We start from the raw sequence: 18,174 nt of genomic DNA on the forward strand, positions 1-18,174 counted from the left end.
TCATTCTTCATTACGTACTACCTGCGCCGGAAGCGGCGAAACTGCGGAAAACAAAGGCGACAGGGGGCAGGTCCACGAACGGACCCGCGCGGCGAGTCGCGGCGGTTCGTTATTGTCTCGTTAAAGACCGTGCCTGGCGACCGCACCAATGGAATGGAGAGGTCCGCCCGCGCATGCAGCGCGCGATGTCAGCAAGCAATCCAGTAATCGATCTGGAACAACCGTCCCTGCGCATCGAAACGCAGGTCATAGCGTTCCTCGAAGATCCCACGCGGATCGGCGGTGACATGCACGGCGCCATCGCTGGCGTGTGCGCGCGGCAACCGCTGCATGACGCTGGCCGCGGTGCTGCGCAGATCGATCCGCTGCCCGGTGGACAGCATCAGCGCGCCATCGCGCCCCGGTTCGAAGCGGCGCAGCACGGCGGTCTGGCCGTCGCTCTCCCAGGCCTGTCCGGCCCAACTCAGCAGTTGCACCTCGCCTGCGTCGTACGCACTGCCGCATTCGTATGGTGATGCCTCACGCTGCTCCGGCGCCCCCAGTGCCTGCAGCACGCGCGGCAACGGCACCCGCGCAGCGTGCCCGAACCGGCCTACGCCGTGCACCTGCACACCCACGATGGCGGGCTGCGCTTCTTCAGCCGTGGACGCCGCGCCTGCCAGTGCGCCGGGCGGCCCCAACAGCAGCGCGCCTGCGGCAAGCAGGCCGGCAACGCGACGGTGGCGGGTGCGCAGTTCCATGACGGTGACTGTACTGCAGTTCCCGCCATTCGAATGCCCTGCACCTACAACGGCTTCACGGCATACCGACTAATTTTTGCCAGACACTTTACGGATGACGGACCCACGTGCATCGGCATCGCCCCACCCCGTGGCTGCAACGCGCAGGCGCGCCCCTGCTGATCTGTGCGCTGTGGCTGCCTGCAACCGGCGGCGCGCAGTCCCTGCCTGACAGCGCGGCACCACCGGCATTGGACTGGGAACAGGCGCGGCAACGGCTTGAACAGGTGTCCGACGCACTGGCCGCCGCCGACGCCGGCGTGCGCAACAAGCAGGAACTGCAGGAGGCCACCCGTCTGCTGCGCCTGCCCGAGATCACCGGCGAAGTGCGCCGCCTGCAGTTCCAGAAGACCCTCACCCTGCCGCTGGGCTCGCTGGCGCCGGTGGCCGAGGCCTACGGCATCGATTCTCCACTGTCGTTCACCGAACGCGACTGGCGCACGCGCCCCGTGGTGACCGCGGTGCTTCCGCTGTACACCGGCGGGGTGATTCCGGCGGCACAGCGCGCGGCCAGCGCGGCCAGCGAACAGGCCAGCGCCGAGCGTGAAGCGCAGCGGCAATCGATCACCGTGCAGCTGGCGCAGGCCTACTTCGGCCAGCGCCTGGCCGAACAGGCGGTGGACGTGCGCCGCGATGTGCGTGACGGTCTGGAACGCCATCTGTCCGATGCGCAGAAACTGGAGCGCGAAGGCTTCGCCACGCGGGCCCAGCGCCTGCAGGCCACCGTGGCCCGCGACAAGGCCGAACGCGAGTACCAGAAGAGCGTGAACGACCTGGCCACGCTGCAGGCTGCGCTGGCCACCCTGTTGCGCAGTGGTGGCCAGGTCCGCCCCACCTCGCCGCTGTTCGTGCAGCGCGCGCCGCTGGAACCGGTGGCCAGCTTCGAACGCACCGCGCAGGCGCGGCAACCGCAGATCGCGCGCCTGCGTGCGCTGGTGGCGCAGGCCGAACAGGGCGTGCGCGTGCAGCAGGCCAAGCTGAAACCGCAGATCTTTGCGTTCGGCCAGTACGACTTCCGCCGCCGCGATGAAATGCTGACCGACCCCGACTGGGCGTTCGGCATCGGCTTGAAGTACACCTTCCTGTCACCCAACTCGCGCCCGGCGCAGATCGGTGCGGCGCGTGCGCAGCAGGAACAGGCCGAGGCCGGTCTGCGCGAGGCCGAGAACCAGGTCGCCCTGGGCGTGCGCAAGGCCTGGAACGAGCTGGAAACCGCCCGCCAGCAGTTCGTGCTGCTGGACAGCAGCATCGCCCAGGCACAGGAAAACCTGCGTTTGCAGGAACTGGCGTTCCGAGAGGGCCAGGCCACATCGCTGGACGTGATCGATGCGCGATTGGGGCTGGGCGGCGCCCGCGTGGAGCGTTCGCAGGCGGCGTATCAGTACGACGTGGCCTTGGCGCAATTGCTGGAGATCAGTGGCCAGATGGACCGTTTCGAAGACTACCGGCGGCGTGCGGACGAGGTGATCGACCATGAGTGATGTATTGCACGATGACGCAGCAACACCGCCGGGCAAGCGCCGTACCGGCCTGATCCTGGTCGTGGTGTTGCTGCTGGTGGTGGTGCTGGGCCTGTGGCTGGCCTGGCGCAGCCCGGCCGACCAGATCCAGGGCATGGCCGACGCAGACACGCTGAACGTGGCCGCCAAGATCACCGCCCGCGTGGCCGAACTGAAGGTGCGCGAAGGCGACCGCGTGCAGGCCGGGCAGATTGTGTTCCTGCTGGACAGCCCGGAAGTGGCGGCCAAGGAACAGCAGGCCCACGGTGCGCTGGCCTCCGCCCAGGCAGTGGCCGACAAGGCCGACGAAGGCGCGCGCCGCGAAGACATCCGCGCCGCCGAAGCCAACTGGAAGCGCGCCGAAGCGGGCGCCACCCTGGCCGAGGCCACCGCCGGCCGCGTGCAGAACCTGTTCAACGAAGGCGTGATGACCCGGCAGAAGCGCGACGAGGCGCACGCCCAGGCCACCAGTTCGCGCGAGCTGGCCCGTGCCGCGCGCGCGCAGTACGACATGGCCCTGGCCGGCGCACGCGAGCAGGACAAGCGTGCCGCACAGGGCCAGGTACAGCAGGCACAGGGCGCGGTGGCCGAGGTCAACGCCGCCCGCGCCGAAGTGGAAGGCCGCGCACCGGTGGCCGGCGAGATCAACAAACGCATGGCCGACCCCGGCGAACTGGTGCCGGCCGGATTCCCGGTGTTCACCCTGGTCGACATCGATCGCATGTGGGTGTCGATGAACCTGCGCGAATCGCAGATGCAGGGCCTGAAGGTCGGCAGCCGCCTGCAGGGCCGGATTCCCGCACTAGAAAAGGATGCGACGTTCGAGGTGTACTTCATCAATCCGGCCGGTGACTACGCCACCTGGCGCAGCACGCGCCAATCGTCGGGCTACGACGTGCGCAGCTTTGAAGTGCGGGTTCGCCCGGTGCAGCGTGTCGAAGGCTTCCGGCCCGGCATGAGCGTGTTGTTCGCATGGCCGCAGGGCTGAACCCGGACAGCACCGGCATGGGCGCTGCGTGGCGGCGCGAACTGCGTGCGCTGCGCAGCAACCGCGCAGACCTGGCGCTGGTCACGCTGTTGCCGATGCTGATGCTGGCAGTGATGGCCTGGATGTTTTCCGCATCGGTGATGCGCGATGTGCCCATTGCCGTGGTCGACCTGGACCACAGCAGCGACAGCCGCCTGCTGCTGCGCATGCTCGATGCCAGCCCGGGCGTGCGCGTGGCCACGCAGCCGGCCAGCCTGGACGAGGCACAGGCGCAGTTGCGCAGCCTGCAGGTGTTCGCGGTGGTGCTGGTGCCGCGCGATGTCACCCGCCAGGCGCTGCGTGGCCGCCAGGGCACCGTGTTCGCCTATTACAACGCGACCTACATGACCACCGGGCAGTCGGCTGCGCGCGATATCGGCGATGCGGTATCGGCCTGGGGCGCGCGCCTGCTGCGCGAACGCATCGGCCTGCAGGTCGGCCCCGGCAAGCTGCGCGCCGCGCCCATCGCCGTGCAGTCGGACATCCTCTATAACCCGGCGCGCAGCTACGAGCTGTTCCTGCTGCCGCTGATCTTCCCGGCGGTGCTGTCGCTGGTATTGGCCTTGGCCGTGGCCGGCAGCCTGGGCCGCGAGATCCGCGATGGCACGCTGCGCAGTTGGCTGGGGCGCACGCCATGGTCGGCGCTGCTGGGCAAGATCGCACCCTACGTGCTGCTGTTTTCCGTATACGGCGCCGCAGGTGTCGCCTACCTGGCCTGGCTGCGCGGCGATGGCATCGCCGGCAGCGTGCTGTTGCTGCTGCTGGCACAGCCGCTGTTCTACCTGGCCACCGCCAGCTACGCGCTGTTCTTCGTCGGCGTCACCCGTGACATGGGCACCGCACTGTCTGCCGTGGGCCTGAGCATCGGCACCGCACTGGCCTTTTCCAGCGCCACGTTCCCGATTATCGATGCGCCGCTGTTCACCCGCATCTGGCACCTGCTGCTGCCGCTGAGCGCCTACATCAAGCTGCAGACCCAGCAGCAGTTCGTCGGCGCGCCGTTGGCGGTATCGCTGTGGCCACTGGCCACCCTGCTGCTGATGATCGTGGTGGCCGGCGGCATCGGCGGCGCACGGCTGATCGCCTTCGCCCGCGGCGCACCGGCCGCGCAAGCGGCCAGGGCAAGCGCATGAACGAAGTGTGGCGCAGCCTGCGGCAGACCCTGATGGCCGTGCTGCTGGACCGCTACGCCATCGTGGTGATGGTCGGCGCGGTCATCCTGTACTCGTTCTTCTACCCGGCCGCGTATCGCCACCAGGTGGCCGGCGATCTGCCGGTGCTGGTGGTGGATCAAGACCACAGCGCCACCAGCCGCGAACTGCTGCGCACGCTGGATGCGCTGCGCGTGGCGCGGGTGGTCGGGCAACCGGCCAATATCGAAAGCGCCCGCCAGCAACTGGAAGCCGGCCAGGCCGAAGGCATCGTGCTGATTCCGGCAAACCTGGAGCGCGACATCCTGCGCGGCACCCCGGCCAAGCTGGTGCTGCTCGGCAATGGCGCCTATCTGGGCCGTGCCAGCTGGGTGCTGGGCAGCGTGGCCGATGCGCTGGGCGCGTTCGGTCGCGATGCCGCCGTCACCCAGGCCGCCTTCATGGGCGCGCCGCAGGCACCGCCGGTCACCCTGGTGCAGCGGCCGCTGTACAACACCCAGGAAGGCTACGGCAGCGCCATCGTGCCCGGCGTGGCCGAACTGATCGTGCACCAGACCCTGCTGATGGGCATCGGCGTGCTGCTGGGCGGCCGCCGCCTGGCGCTCGGGCGGCGCCTGCGCTTCGACCGCCCCACCCTGCTGGGCATGGCGCTGGGCTTTGGCCTCATCGGCCTGTTCGGGTTGTTCTACTACGCCGGTTTCACCGCCTGGGTGCAGGACTACCCGCGCGGCGGCAACCCGCTGGGGCAAGTGCTGGGCGGCACGTTGTTCATCGCCGCCACCGTGGCCTTCGGCCTGTTCGTCGGCAGCTTCTTCCGCACCCGCGAACGCGCGTTCCAGTACGTCATCGCCACCTCCATCCCGCTGTTCTTCCTGGCCAACCTGTCATGGCCGGCGGTGATGACCCCAGCGCCGCTGGTCTGGCTGTCGCAGCTGCTGCCCACCACCGCCGGCATCAACCTGATGGTGCGCCTGACCCAGATGGACGCCAGCCTGGCCGATGTCCGCCACGAACTGATCACCCTGGGTGGCTTGCTGCTGCTGTACGGCACGCTGGCCTACCGGCGCCTGCATGGCGCAGCGGCGCGCGGCGGCGACTAGTCCTTGCTCTCCTCCGGCGTGTACCAGAACGGAATGCGGTACTCACGGCGGCGATCGGGTCCGGTGCGTTCGCCCTGCGCATGCCAGACCAGGTGCAGGTCATGCCGGCCCGGCGCCAGGCCCTGCAGCGGCAGGTAGCCCACCAGCCCGCGCATTTCCAGATCGCGGCGCTCGAACGGCACGAAGTCGGCCAGCGCCACCGGTTTGCCGTCCAAAGTGACGTTCCAGATCAACGCCAGGCAGTCCACCGCTGCACGTGCCGCCGGCGCGCCCTCGGCGCTGTTCTCGCCACCGGGCAAGGCACTGCAATAGCGCCGTGCCAGCGGATTGTCGCGCTGCGGGCGATGCGGAATGAACAGCCGCAGGCGCGAACTGCTGATCGTGTCGGCCGGAATCATCGGGTAAGCCAGCAGCTGGTCGTGCGTCGAGCGCAGCGATTCGTAGTGCGCACTCAACATGCCGTTGTCCACCGCTTCCTCGGTCAGCACCTGGTAGCGGTTGAACAGCGAGAACTTCACCGAACCGGCCACCTGCACCGCCGCCAGCACCATCGCCACGCCGATGGCCAGCAGGTAGCCCACCATGAACGAGCGCGAGCGCAGGTTGCTCTGGATGGTCAGCTGCATGGTCTGCATCAAGCGCAGCAGCGGCACGCGCTGCATGCCGGCCAGGAAGCGCTGCAGTCCGCGTTCCAGCCGCTCGCTGGGGCGGCCCAGCGCATGGCGCCGGGCGATGGCCTTTTCCAGCATGAAGGGCACGAACGCCAGCGCCAGCAGGCTTGCCAGGCAGGCGCCCACCACTGCCATCGCCACCTGGTCCGAACCACCGGTCAGGAACGCGATCAACATCGCAATGGCCAAGGTCACCATCGCCAGCACCAGGGTGCCGGCCAGGGTCTGCACGCAGATCAGCGTGGTTGAAAACAGCAGCGTGGCCAGCCGGTCGGCGCGCTGGATGCTGCTGTCCAGACCGCCATCGCGCGCGCGCAGGAACGCACGCGACACCGGCCCCATTTTGTGCAGCGCGGCCCAGTCGATGCCTTCGGGGAAATGCGATTTCAGCCCGACCAGGCCGATCCAGTAACCGCGCACGGTCAGGTGCGCGATCAGCGCCACCGCCAGCACGTAGCACATGCCCACCACCGTGCTGAAAGCAAACCACAGCAGCTGGAAGTACATGCCCTCGGTATGCAGGCTGCTGCGCGCCCAGGCATCGAACAGGTAGCCGGGCACGGCCAGCAGGGCAAACGCCAGCAGGCCGGAAATGAACAGCTCCAGCTCGTCCGCACGTTCGCGCAGCCGACTGAAGCGGGTGTTCGCTTCCGGCTCGGCGCTGGTCGATGTGGGTGCGGCCTGCGGCGCAGCAACGGAGGATTCGTTCACAGCGCGTTCATCCTTGGAGGTTGGCGCAGTATAGGGCGCCGCCCGGCCCCGTGGTACGCCCGCGCAAACGAAGAACGCCGGCACAAAGCCGGCGTTCGGGTACTGCAGGTGGAAGGGACTACAAAGGGGTTATCGGTACACGCGCTCGCAGCGACGCTCGACCACGCGGTCGCCGGTCTTGCTCTGGTGGTTGCCCTGGATCTGGCGACCGGCAGCGCCGCCGGCCACGGCACCGGCCACGGTGGCCAGCTTCTTGCCGTTGCCGCCGCCCACCTGGTTGCCCAGCAGGCCACCCACCACCGCACCGGTCGCGGTACCGGTGATGCGGTTCGGGTCGCGCGAGTTGCGCTGCACTTCTACGTTCTTGCACACCACGCGGCTGCCGTCGTTGAACTTGCGGCCTTCATCGCGCGGGCCATAGGTCTGTGCACCGGCAACCGACGACGCTGCCAGAAGGCTGCCCAGCAGCAGTACACGGATCGAAGTATTCATGGCGGTCTCCTGTGTTGCGGTATGGCCCAAGTCTGTCGTGGGCGGTGGCAACCACAGGTGAAATCCAGGTCGACGGCAGCTGAACGACCATGTGCGGTTCAGACAAGCCTTTGCTGCGGTCAATGCGCACAGCCGCGCACCGTTGCGGCGATGCGCGGGCTCTCCGTGCTCGGCTGCAGCGTGGTCAGCGCCCGCGGCGGCTGAAGTAGTGCGTGGCTGGCGCCCGGTACAGCAGATGGGCGATGTACAGTGACACGCAGAACGTAACCAGCAGCGTCAGGAAGCCGATCGGCCCTTTGGCCTTCAGCGTGAACAGCGTGAGCACCGTCGTTTCCATGAAAACGGCGATGAACAGCGGCCGCCCCCATTCCCAGCGCAGAAAAATGCCCACGCCGATGATGATGGCCGCCACGTTGTTGAACAGGCCACTGGCCAGGACCAGCGGATAAGGCAGGCCGAAGTGGATGTCTGCCAGAAGCGTGCGCTGGTACGCGGGCAGGTGCGGGCCGAAGTTCTTCAGGAACAGGTACAGCGCCAGCGCACCGCCCAGCAGCTGATACAGCGCAACCACGTACAGCGAAGGCGGAGCTTCGGCCGGCTCGGTCACTGCGCGCCCAACAGGTGTGTTTTCCTGCGTCATGGTGCATCTCCTTGTGAAGTCGTGTGGCGTCCATTCCATCCGATCGCGTTGCATGGCGCAGTCGGTCAAGGGGCAGCGTACACCAGTGCAAGGCAGGCACGCAGTCGGAACGCATCCATCGTCGTTTGGACTTCTGAAGGTCTGCGACCTTCAGGCACTTCGCTGTTTGCCCCGTATACGACGTTGAGATTCTACTGCCGCCCGCGAGCCTCGGAGCCCGCCGCAACCTCAAGCCGTCACACACATAGCGGTCACGATCTGATCGGGCTCGTCCTCAAGCGGCACACCCCACCCCGAAATCTCAAGGGACCCATAGGCGTCATCGGTATAGAACCACTCTTCCGCCTCGTCAAAATCCAACCTAGTAAAATCAAGAAAACTCGAAGCCAGATCACCCAAACCTATTGATTCTGCCGTGGCCCCGCGATAAGAGTGGCTTTGGACCACATCACCCGGCAGTCCCAAGGCATATACCTTGATGGACCGAACAGTCCAGCACCGGATAGAAATAGAAAGAGCTGCAGTACGCCCGCTGCCGTCATCGTGAGGCAGAGCGAACAGCCAACCTCCATTCCCATGCTCATCCAGGACGCGACTCTGCAGCCGAAGCTCTGGGCCGCGCGAAAACCTGTACAACATCAATTCCGCATCAACAAGATACGTAGATATAGCCATTTCTACATCATAATACGAAGCAAGCAACGGTATGCCTGCCAAAGAAACACCCGGCACAACAGGAGCATCCCACAGAACAGAAAAACCACCAGGAGTATTCATTCTGGAATCCAATTACGAGAAGAAGGATTACAGTCAATCTTCCTCAACCCTGTAAATTCGAGCATCTCATCAAGCACCCACCTTAAAGGTAACGCGAACCAGCGCTGCGCTATTCATTTTGAATGACTGCCTGGTGCAATCTATTGACTTGCCGCAGACATCGGCTGGAGCCTCCACGACATTTCCAGGAATTCCCGCCTGCCCTGCGAAGCCTTCGCGCAAGGCGGCCCCTGAACATGCGCCGCCTTCTACTGACTGGGAACCAAAAAATCTGACGCCGTATATGCACACCGCCCACCCATTCGCCAGAACTCAAAATAAGCAACAAAATCCACATCAACCTCAAACAGCGAAGAGCCAATCTACCAGGCCAGGCAGTAGTCCGTAGCCAAGCCGTAAAGCGCTTCGAAGATGGCGTAGACGTGATCAGCCTCAGATATCCGACTCTCTCTTACCAGACCTCCAATCTGATCAAATAGCCAACAACCAGGAATATCCTCCCGAAGCACCGAATCCAGATCACCGGCGGCGCAGCAGCGGAGTGCTCTTTCAACAACCCCAGAACAAGAGACTACTCACATCCACACCTCCTCAATACGGTGGACGCGAAGGAAACAGACTGGCGTCAGCCGGCCCTGAAAACCAGGCAGCTGGCGCTGACCCATCCCCTGCCGATACCGTCAGGAGCCACCTCGGCAGCGCGACCATCGACTCCGCGCAAGGGAGATCGAACGCTCGTTGGTGGCGACCCATCCGCCTTCGCGGAACCAAGGCAGCAGCATGATCGAAACCGTCTAACAAAGCCCCAGAATCACAAGGTCGCCTTTGAACTGCGTCGCCTCTTCAACTGGCAAGGCATGCAACTCAGACAACAAATCAATATCCATAATTATTTCATTTATGGCATTAATGTGATAACCCCTGACGCCCGCGGAAGACCTCCCAGCAGACAATACAAGAACCAACACCTCGAGCATTAGCCTCTCAATAGGCAGATCAAATGCACTCTCAAACTCATCGTATGCATAACCTATCTCACTCTCCCCATCGACCCATGGGCTTTGATTTCTAAGCTTGTTCCCACAATAAACATAACAAGCGTCGAACAGCAAATTGCGAATCTCACCATAGCTCACCCGCTCATCCACCACGACTCATCCCTCGCCAAGCAAAGCATAAAAACTTGACTATATATTGTGCCGACAACCATAACACCCATAGCGAGAACTTCAACGGCCGCCCACTCGACGAATGCCTCAACGAACAAGGGTTTCCCACACTGCTGCACGTCCGCACTCAGATCGAATCCTGGCGGCGGAAATAAAACAACGAGCGACGTTCCCAGGCGATTCAACTGCTCCACCGGACCACGCGCACTGAATGGGCCGGTTCCGTTGCGGTCATCTGCTCTAGGTACTTGTCTGTGAGGCTCGCCGAGTAGTCCCTCTGGTTATGCAGATCGCTTAAGGTAAACGTCTCCGCCGTCGGCTCACTGTTGCCCGCATTCGTGCTGGCAGCGCCCGCTGGCCGGATCGCTCGCGGGGTTGGCGGCGGCGAGCGCCCACTGGAAGCGCGGCGCCTCATCGCCCTGCAGCACGATGTGATCCACGCCTACGCAGGGTGTTTCCTGCGCAGGCAGATGATCGCCAGACGATTCCTCGCTGCGCTCAAGGCGAACGTCGATTTGGCTTTCCTGTTGCTCACGCAGGACACGTTCACGCGCCTGCCGGCGCAGCAGTTCCTGCGTACCGGGGTCGCCCCCCTGTTGGGCGGCCACATTGAAGGCCATGCCAAGCAGCACCAGCCACCCACCACGACGGCATGCATGCCGCCCCTGCTTCTTCCCTGACTGCACTCGCTGTTCCTGGTATTGGCGCCGCGCGCCGCCCCTGCCCGGGGAATGGCAAGAGGGACACATCGGCCTGAATCGGGTCCGCCGACGCTCACGCGACAGCACGCTACCGCGCGAGGCGCACGGGAGCGGAAGCGTTATCGGCCACCGCCGCAATTTCTATAGGAAAATGTTCAAACGGCTTGCGATGGGTGCAGACAGCGCGTGGCACGGGCCAGGCCCCTCCAGCGGGCCGGCGTCCCCGGCCGGCGCTATAGTCGGCGCATGACATCCCCCCTGCAGATGGATGGCGCCGCCATCGTCGACATTCCCAGCTTCTATGCCGAGATCAACCGGGTGTTCATGGCGACAGAGACCTGGCAGCTGGCGCACAGCCTGGATGCACTGGACGACCTGCTGTACGGCGGGTATGGCGCACTGGCCGGCCACGCCACCCACACGGTGATCTGGCATGACAGCGAGCACAGCCGGGCGGCCCTGGGCAGGGCGGCCACCCGCGCCTGGCTGCAGGCCAAGCTGCAGCACCCCGGTATGTTCAATAACGACCGCATCGTGCAGCAGCTGGCCGCGCTGGAACGTGGCGAGGGGCAGACCTACTTCGAGATCGTGCTGGAGATCTTCGCATCCCATCCGCACATCACCCTGGTGCACGCGTAGGACAATGCGCGGGCAAGGCCGGCAGACGAAGCGGCCCCCTGCCCCCACCGGTTACCATGGGCAGCCCTGTACCCGTCTCCGCCCTGCGGCCTTCCCGCGGCGGATACCCCTGATCCACGAGCCCCATGTCCAAAGACAAGTCCGCCGAACACACCCCGCTGATGAAGCAGTTCTTCGCAGCCAAGTCCGACTATCCGGACCTGCTGCTGTTCTTCCGCATGGGCGACTTCTACGAACTGTTCTACGACGACGCCCGCAAGGCGGCGCGGCTGCTGGACATCACCCTGACCCAGCGCGGCAGCTCCGGCGGCGCGCCTATTCCGATGGCGGGTGTGCCGGTGCACGCCTACGAAGGCTACCTGGCGCGGCTGGTGGCGCTGGGCGAATCGGTGGCGATCTGCGAACAGATCGGCGACCCGGCGCTGGCCAAGGGCCTGGTGGAACGCAAGGTGGTGCGCATCGTCACCCCCGGCACTGTCACCGACGAGGCCCTGCTGGACGAGCGCCGCGACACCCTGTTGATGGCGCTGTCGCGCAGCAAGCAGGGCTATGGCCTGGCCTGGGCCGATCTGGCCGGCGGCCGCTTCCTGGTCAACGAAGTGGAAACCGACGACGCGCTGGAAGCCGAACTGGCCCGCCTGGAGCCGGCCGAACTGCTGGTGCCCGACGAAGAAAACTGGCCCGAGTTCCTGCGCCAGCGCACCGGTGTGCGCCGCCGCGCACCGTGGCTGTTCGATGCCGATAGTGGCCGCCGCCAGCTTCTGGCTTTCTTCAAGCTGCACGACCTGAGCGGCTTCGGCATCGACGACAAGCCGCGTGCCACCGCTGCCGCCGGCGCCCTGCTCGGCTACGTGGAAGAAACCCAGAAGCAGCGCCTGCCGCACCTGACGTCCATTGCGATGGAAACCGCCGGTGAGGCGATCGCGATGAACGCCGCCACCCGCCGCCATCTGGAACTGGACACGCGGGTCGATGGCGATACCCGCAATACCCTGCTGGGCGTGCTCGACAGCACGGTCACGCCGATGGGCGGCCGCCTGCTGCGGCGCTGGCTGCACCGCCCGCTGCGCCTGCGCGAGGTGCTGGTGCAGCGCCACCATGCGGTGGAAACGCTGATCGACCGCGGCAGCGATGCGGACATCCGCGAACAGTTCCGCCGCCTGGGCGATCTGGAACGCATCCTTACCCGCGTGGCGCTGCGTTCGGCGCGCCCGCGTGATTTTTCCACCCTGCGCGATGGCCTGGGCCTGCTGCCGGCCGTGCGCGAGGTGCTGGCACCGCTGGATTCGCCGCGCCTGCGGACCCTGCATGCCGCGCTCGGCGAGCACGACGAATGCGCGCACCTGCTGGCCAGCGCCATCGCCGAAATGCCGCCGCTGAAGCTGAGCGATGGCGGCGTGCTGGCCGATGGCTTCGATGCCGAACTGGACGAGCTGCGCCGCCTGTCCACCCACGCCGACCAGTTCCTGGTCGACCTGGAACTGCGCGAGCGCGAGAGCAGCGGCATTCCCACCCTGAAGGTGGGCTACAACCGCGTGCACGGTTACTACATCGAAATCAGCAAGGGCCAGTCCGACCGCGCGCCGGTGCACTACACCCGCCGGCAGACGCTCACCAATGCCGAGCGCTACATCACCGAAGAACTGAAGGCGTTCGAAGACAAGGTACTGTCCGCGCGCGACCGTTCGTTGTCGCGCGAAAAGTACCTCTACGAGCAACTGCTCGACACCCTGGGCGGCCAGCTGGAGCCGCTGAAGCAGTGCGCCGCCGCGCTGAGCGAACTGGATGTGCTGGCCGCCTTCGCCGAACGTGCGCAGGCGCTGGACTGGGCGCGCCCGGAACTGCAGGCCGAGCCCTGCCTGAAGATCGAACGCGGCCGCCATCCGGTAGTCGAGGCAGTACGCGAACAGCCCTTCGAACCGAACGATCTTGACCTGCACCCGGACCGTCGCATGCTGGTCATCACCGGCCCGAACATGGGCGGTAAGTCCACCTACATGCGGCAGAACGCGTTGATCGTACTGCTGGCCCATATCGGCAGCTTCGTGCCGGCCAGCCGCGCCCTGATCGGCCCGATCGACCGCATCCTCACCCGCATCGGCGCCGGCGACGACCTGGCCCGCGGGCAGTCCACCTTCATGGTGGAAATGGCCGAAACCAGCTACATCCTGCACCACGCCACCGCGCATTCGCTGGTGCTGATGGACGAGATCGGCCGCGGCACGTCCACCTACGACGGCCTGGCCCTGGCCGATGCGGTGGCACGCCATCTGGCCTACCAGAACCGCTGCTACACACTGTTTGCCACCCACTACTTCGAACTGACTGCACTGGCCGACGAGCAGCACGAAGGCGGAGCCAGTGGCATCGCCAACGTGCACCTGGATGCGGTCGAGCATGGCGAAGCGCTGGTGTTCATGCACGCAGTGAAGGACGGCCCGGCCAACCGCAGCTTCGGCCTGCAGGTGGCCGCGCTGGCCGGCCTGCCGCGCGCCACCGTGGCACAGGCGCGGCGCCGCCTGGCCGAACTGGAACAGCGCGGTGGTGAAAGCCACGCGGCCGCCGTGGCCCCGCAGGCGCTGGATGCACCGCAGCAGTTCGGCCTGTTCGCCGCGCCGTCGAACAAGGCGCAGGAAGCGCTGGCAGCGATCGATCCGGACGAGCTGACCCCGAAGCAGGCGCTGGAAGCGCTGTACCGGTTGAAGGCGTTGCTGTAACGGCGCCCGCCCGGGCGCCATGAACCCTTCGCATTGCCGTCGTGTACCCGGCGTTATGCTCGGGCGGTCCTTCCTTCACCGAACGGAGACCGCCATGAATACCCAATCCCTCGCCGCATCCCTGTTCCAGCAACTGCAGCAGGGCCAGGGCCTGCAGCAGGTATCGCAGCAGCTTGGCCTGGACAGCGCGCAGACCAGCCAGGCGGTGGGCAGCGCCCTGCCCCTGCTGCTGGGCGCCATGGGCCAGAACGCCAGTGAGCCGCAGGGCGCGCAGTCGCTGCTCAATGCCCTGCAGCGCGACCACAGCGGCGGCGGCGGCGGCTTCGACCTGGGCGGCATCCTCGGCGCGGTGATGGGCGGCGGTGGCAGCGGTGCCACCGACGGCGCCGGCATCCTCGGCCACGTGTTCGGCGGCCAGCAGCCGCAGGCGGCCGCAGCTCTGGGCCAGAAGACCGGGCTGGACAGTGGCACCTCCGGCAAGCTGCTGGCGATCCTCGCCCCCATCGTAATGTCGTTTTTGGCCCAGCGGTTTGCCCAGCAGGGCAATGCCACTGAACTCAGCAGCGCGCTGGGGCAGGAAGCGCAGAGCGGCGGCGGCGGCCTGGGCAGCCTGCTGGGCGGCGCCCTGGACCAGGACGGCGATGGCCAGTTCGGCGCTAGCGACCTGATGAAGCTGGGCGCAGGCCTGTTGAAGCGCTGATCGGCCACGACCGTCCTAGCCAGACGGCACCATAGGTCACCACTATCGCATTGGTTGAATCAATCGAATTTACCGATCATCAGGCCCTGCCTATCGTGGGCTTGAATCCGATTCCCATTTCGCCAGCCCACAGGTAGATACCCATGAAAAGCGAAGCCAAGTGCCCCTTCAACCATGCCGTGGTCGGTGACGCCACGACCAACCGCGACTGGTGGCCGAACCAGTTGCGCGTGGACCTGCTGAACCAGCATTCGGCGCGCTCCAACCCGCTCGATGCCGGCTTCGATTACGCCAAGGCGTTCCAGGGCCTGGATTACGCCGCCCTGAAGGCCGACCTGAAGGCACTGATGACCGACTCGCAGGACTGGTGGCCGGCCGACTTCGGCCACTACGGCGGCCTGTTCATCCGCATGGCCTGGCACAGCGCCGGCACCTACCGCATCGGCGATGGCCGCGGCGGTGGCGGTCGCGGCCAGCAGCGCTTCGCTCCGCTCAACAGCTGGCCGGACAACGTCAGCCTGGACAAGGCCCGCCGCCTGCTGTGGCCGATCAAGCAGAAGTACGGCCAGGCCATTTCCTGGGCCGACCTGCTCATCCTCACCGGCAACGTCGCGCTGGAATCGATGGGCTTCAAGACGCTGGGCTTCGCTGGCGGCCGCCCCGATACCTGGGAACCGGACCAGGACGTGTACTGGGGCCGCGAAACCACCTGGCTGGGCGGCGACGTGCGCTACAAGCACGGCTCCGAAGGCGTGCAGGAAGACCACGGCGTGCTGGTGTCCGACGATGATGCCGACGGCGATGTGCATTCGCGCAAGCTGGAAAACCCGCTGGCCGCGGTGCAGATGGGCCTGATCTACGTGAACCCGGAAGGCCCGGACGGCAACCCCGACCCGGTGCTGGCCGCGCATGACATCCGCGATACCTTCGGCCGCATGGCCATGGACGATGAAGAAACCGTCGCCCTGATCGCCGGTGGCCACAGCTTCGGCAAGACCCACGGCGCCGGCCCGGCCGACAACGTCGGCAAGGAACCGGAGGCGGCAGGTCTGGAAAACCAGGGCCTGGGCTGGGTCAGCAGCTTCGGCAGCGGCAAGGGGGGCGACACCATCACCAGCGGCCTGGAAGTGACCTGGACCCGCACCCCGGCGCAGTGGAGCCACGATTTCTTCGAAATCCTGTTCGGCAACGAATGGGAACTGACCAAGAGCCCGGCCGGTGCCCACCAGTGGGTGGCCAAGAATGCCGACGCGGTGATTCCAGACGCACACGATCCGTCGAAGAAGCATCGCCCGACCATGCTCACCACCGACCTGTCGCTGCGCATGGACCCGGCGTATGAAAAGGTCTCGCGCAGGTTCCTGGAAAACCCGCAGGCCTTCGCCGATGCCTTCGCCCGCGCCTGGTTCAAGCTGACCCACCGCGACATGGGCCCGCGCGCGCGCTACCTGGGCCCGGAAATTCCGGCCGAACAGTTCATCTGGCAGGACCCCCTGCCGGAAGCGCAGCACCCGCTGATCGACGCCAAGGACATTGCGGCGCTGAAGCAGCAGATCGCCGCCAGCGGCCTGAGCGTGGCCGAGCTGGTGTCCACCGCCTGGGCGTCGGCCTCGACATTCCGCGGCTCGGACAAGCGCGGTGGGGCCAACGGGGCACGCGTGCGCCTGGCCCCGCAGAAGGACTGGGCGGTGAACCAGCCGCAGCAGCTGGCCAAGGTGCTGGCCGCGCTGGAAAAGGTGCAGGCCGCGTTCAACGCCGGCAGCAGCAAGCAGGTGTCGCTGGCCGATCTGATCGTGCTGGCCGGTGGCGTGGGGGTGGAACAGGCCGCCAAGGCCGGTGGTCATGACGTCAGCGTGCCGTTCACCCCGGGCCGCACCGATGCCAGCCAGGAACAGACCGATGTGGAATCGTTCGCGGTGCTGGAACCGGCCGCCGATGGCTTCCGCAATTACCTGAAGGGCGCTTACGCGGTGCCGGGCGAGGCGCTGCTGATCGACAAGGCGCAGCTGCTGACCCTGACCGCGCCGGAGATGACCGCGCTGGTCGGCGGCCTGCGCGTGCTCGGTGCCAACGCCGATGGCGGCAAGCACGGCGTGTTCACCGCGCGCCCGGGCACGCTCAGCAACGACTTCTTCGTGAACCTGCTGGACATGGGCACGCAGTGGAAGGCCACCGGCCGCGAAAGCTACGAAGGCCGTGGCCGCGGCGACGGCGCCACACGCTGGACCGGTACCCGCGCCGATCTGGTGTTCGGTTCCAACGCCGTGCTGCGCGCCCTGGCCGAGGTCTATGCCAGTGCCGATGGCGAGAAGAAGTTCGTGCAGGATTTCATCGCCGCCTGGACCCGGGTGATGGAACTGGACCGCTACGACCTGCACGGCTGACGCGCCTGGTAGGTGCCAACCTTGGTTGGCACATCCCAATCGCCCACCAAGGTGGGCGACTACCGTGAACGCATCACCATCGCGCCTGGTAGGTGCCAACCTTGGTTGGCACATCAAATCGCCCACCAAGGTGGGCGACTACCGTGAACGCATCACCATCGCGCCTGGTAGGTGCCAACCTTGGTTGGCACATCAAATCGCCCACCAAGGTGGGCGACTACCGTGAACGCGCCACCATCGCGCCTGGTAGGTGCCAACCTTGGTTGGCACATCAAATCGCCCGCCAAGGTGGGCGACTACCGTGAACGCACCACGATCGCGCCGCTACAACGCGTCCAGATCACCCAGCGCGCGGATCAACCGCCGCGCGCGCTTGTCCGGCTTGTGCTCCGGCGGCTGGAAACCATCACGGGCGGCGATGCGCAACGCACGCTGCTCGGCGCGCCGCGCCTTCGATGCTTCGCTTTCCACATACAGCTGCTGCGCCACCGGCGCCGGGCCACGCTGGTCGCTGATGCCCAGCACCTGGATCTCGAAATGTTCCTCGCCACGGTCCACCTGCACCTGCTCGCCCACGCGCACCGCGCGTGAGGATTTCGGGCGCTGGCCGGCCACGCTCACCTTGCCGGTTTCGATGGCCTGCTTGGCCAGGCTGCGGGTCTTGAAGAAACGGGCCGCCCACAACCAGATATCCAGGCGGACACTGGGCGGCAGCGGGGAAAGCGCATGCATCGGCGGAAACTACTCCGGGGGTCGATTCAAGGGACGCGGGTTGCCCGGGTCGACCCGGCAGCCGGTGCCGCCGATCAACGGCTTCACACCAGAGGCCAGGTCCTGGCGTTGGCTGCCCACCAGGCATTCGGGTCGGTCGGTCGGCCGTATCTGGGTATCGCCCAGGCGGTCGTCCATGGAACATGCGGGCAGCACGGCCACGATCAAGGCCAGCGCGATCCCGCACACCCCCTGCTGTTGCTGATGCATTGCCACACCCCGCAAACCGGCTTGGTGCTAGTGTGC

17 protein-coding genes and 1 pseudogene are annotated in these 18,174 nt (G+C 66.1%); 9 read left to right on the forward strand and 9 right to left on the reverse strand.

What is annotated here, in order from left to right:
- Nucleotides 1–188: 188 nt before the first annotated feature.
- Nucleotides 189–740: a hypothetical protein gene (locus AC06FA_RS03265; RefSeq protein WP_478067116.1), complete on the reverse strand. Its 552-nt coding sequence runs from the start codon at nt 738–740 to the stop codon at nt 189–191.
- Between the two features lie 134 nt (nt 741–874).
- Between AC06FA_RS03265 and AC06FA_RS03270 the strand changes: the two genes are divergently transcribed.
- Genes AC06FA_RS03270 through AC06FA_RS03285 form a run of 4 tightly spaced genes read left to right on the forward strand, consistent with a single transcriptional unit; the run spans nt 875 to nt 5,556 of the window.
- Complete coding sequence (locus AC06FA_RS03270; RefSeq protein ID WP_478067330.1) at nt 875–2,260, forward strand: TolC family protein; 1,386 nt, start codon at nt 875–877, stop codon at nt 2,258–2,260.
- Nucleotides 2,253–3,266 carry an HlyD family secretion protein gene (locus tag AC06FA_RS03275; protein WP_478067117.1) on the forward strand — a complete coding sequence of 338 codons (1,014 nt, stop codon included), beginning with the start codon at nt 2,253–2,255 and terminating at the stop codon, nt 3,264–3,266. Before AC06FA_RS03270 ends, AC06FA_RS03275 begins: the two co-directional genes overlap by 8 nt.
- Nucleotides 3,251–4,438 (forward strand): ABC transporter permease, encoded by a 1,188-nt coding sequence (locus tag AC06FA_RS03280; RefSeq protein ID WP_478067118.1) that lies wholly within the window; start codon nt 3,251–3,253, stop codon nt 4,436–4,438. Before AC06FA_RS03275 ends, AC06FA_RS03280 begins: the two co-directional genes overlap by 16 nt.
- A complete protein-coding gene (locus AC06FA_RS03285) occupies nt 4,435–5,556 on the forward strand; it encodes an ABC transporter permease (protein ID WP_478067119.1) in 1,122 nt (373 codons plus the stop codon). The genes AC06FA_RS03280 and AC06FA_RS03285 overlap by 4 nt, the downstream gene beginning before the upstream one ends.
- Here AC06FA_RS03285 and AC06FA_RS03290 read toward each other — a convergent pair.
- The 5 genes from AC06FA_RS03290 to imm2 form a co-directional block, all read right to left on the reverse strand.
- A complete protein-coding gene (locus AC06FA_RS03290) occupies nt 5,553–6,938 on the reverse strand; it encodes a hypothetical protein (protein ID WP_478067120.1) in 1,386 nt (461 codons plus the stop codon). The genes AC06FA_RS03285 and AC06FA_RS03290 overlap by 4 nt on opposite strands.
- 129 nt (nt 6,939–7,067) lie before the next feature.
- Nucleotides 7,068–7,430 (reverse strand): glycine zipper 2TM domain-containing protein, encoded by a 363-nt coding sequence (locus AC06FA_RS03295; RefSeq protein ID WP_108752523.1) that lies wholly within the window; start codon nt 7,428–7,430, stop codon nt 7,068–7,070.
- A 184-nt stretch (nt 7,431–7,614) separates the two neighbouring features.
- Nucleotides 7,615–8,070 (reverse strand): hypothetical protein, encoded by a 456-nt coding sequence (locus AC06FA_RS03300; RefSeq protein WP_478067121.1) that lies wholly within the window; start codon nt 8,068–8,070, stop codon nt 7,615–7,617.
- A 228-nt stretch (nt 8,071–8,298) separates the two neighbouring features.
- A complete protein-coding gene (locus tag AC06FA_RS03305) occupies nt 8,299–8,847 on the reverse strand; it encodes a hypothetical protein (RefSeq protein ID WP_478067122.1) in 549 nt (182 codons plus the stop codon).
- A 794-nt stretch (nt 8,848–9,641) separates the two neighbouring features.
- A complete protein-coding gene (gene imm2 / locus AC06FA_RS03310; protein ID WP_478067123.1) occupies nt 9,642–9,995 on the reverse strand; it encodes an Imm2 family immunity protein in 354 nt (117 codons plus the stop codon).
- An 8-nt stretch (nt 9,996–10,003) separates the two neighbouring features.
- Here imm2 and AC06FA_RS03315 point away from each other — a divergent pair.
- Nucleotides 10,004–10,168 (forward strand): annotated as a pseudogene (locus tag AC06FA_RS03315) (integrase core domain-containing protein); the annotation flags it as partial.
- Between the two features lie 168 nt (nt 10,169–10,336).
- Here AC06FA_RS03315 and AC06FA_RS03320 read toward each other — a convergent pair.
- The gene (locus AC06FA_RS03320; protein WP_478067124.1) at nt 10,337–10,636 is read right to left on the reverse strand and encodes a hypothetical protein; all 300 of its coding nucleotides are present in this window, start codon (nt 10,634–10,636) and stop codon (nt 10,337–10,339) included.
- Nucleotides 10,637–10,963: 327 nt separating this feature from the next.
- On the opposite strand from AC06FA_RS03320, the gene AC06FA_RS03325 reads away from it, so the two are divergent.
- From AC06FA_RS03325 to katG, 4 genes are all read left to right on the forward strand, one after another.
- Nucleotides 10,964–11,356, forward strand: coding sequence for a barstar family protein (locus AC06FA_RS03325; RefSeq protein WP_478067125.1), 393 nt, complete (start codon nt 10,964–10,966; stop codon nt 11,354–11,356).
- 125 nt (nt 11,357–11,481) lie between these two features.
- Entirely contained in the window at nt 11,482–14,073 is a 2,592-nt protein-coding gene (gene mutS / locus AC06FA_RS03330; protein WP_478067126.1) for a DNA mismatch repair protein MutS, read from the forward strand.
- Between the two features lie 94 nt (nt 14,074–14,167).
- Nucleotides 14,168–14,773, forward strand: a complete 606-nt coding sequence (locus tag AC06FA_RS03335) for a DUF937 domain-containing protein (RefSeq protein WP_478067127.1) — start codon at nt 14,168–14,170, stop codon at nt 14,771–14,773.
- A 143-nt stretch (nt 14,774–14,916) separates the two neighbouring features.
- Nucleotides 14,917–17,157: a catalase/peroxidase HPI gene (katG, locus tag AC06FA_RS03340; protein ID WP_478067128.1), complete on the forward strand. Its 2,241-nt coding sequence runs from the start codon at nt 14,917–14,919 to the stop codon at nt 17,155–17,157.
- A 324-nt stretch (nt 17,158–17,481) separates the two neighbouring features.
- On the opposite strand, the gene AC06FA_RS03345 is transcribed toward katG, so the two are convergent.
- Nucleotides 17,482–17,889, reverse strand: coding sequence for an RNA-binding S4 domain-containing protein (locus AC06FA_RS03345; protein WP_108752517.1), 408 nt, complete (start codon nt 17,887–17,889; stop codon nt 17,482–17,484).
- A 9-nt stretch (nt 17,890–17,898) separates the two neighbouring features.
- The gene (locus AC06FA_RS03350) at nt 17,899–18,138 is read right to left on the reverse strand and encodes a hypothetical protein (RefSeq protein WP_478067129.1); all 240 of its coding nucleotides are present in this window, start codon (nt 18,136–18,138) and stop codon (nt 17,899–17,901) included.
- Between the last annotated feature and the right edge of the window lie 36 nt (nt 18,139–18,174).

Source organism: Stenotrophomonas sp. Steno-C17, from assembly GCF_056393165.1.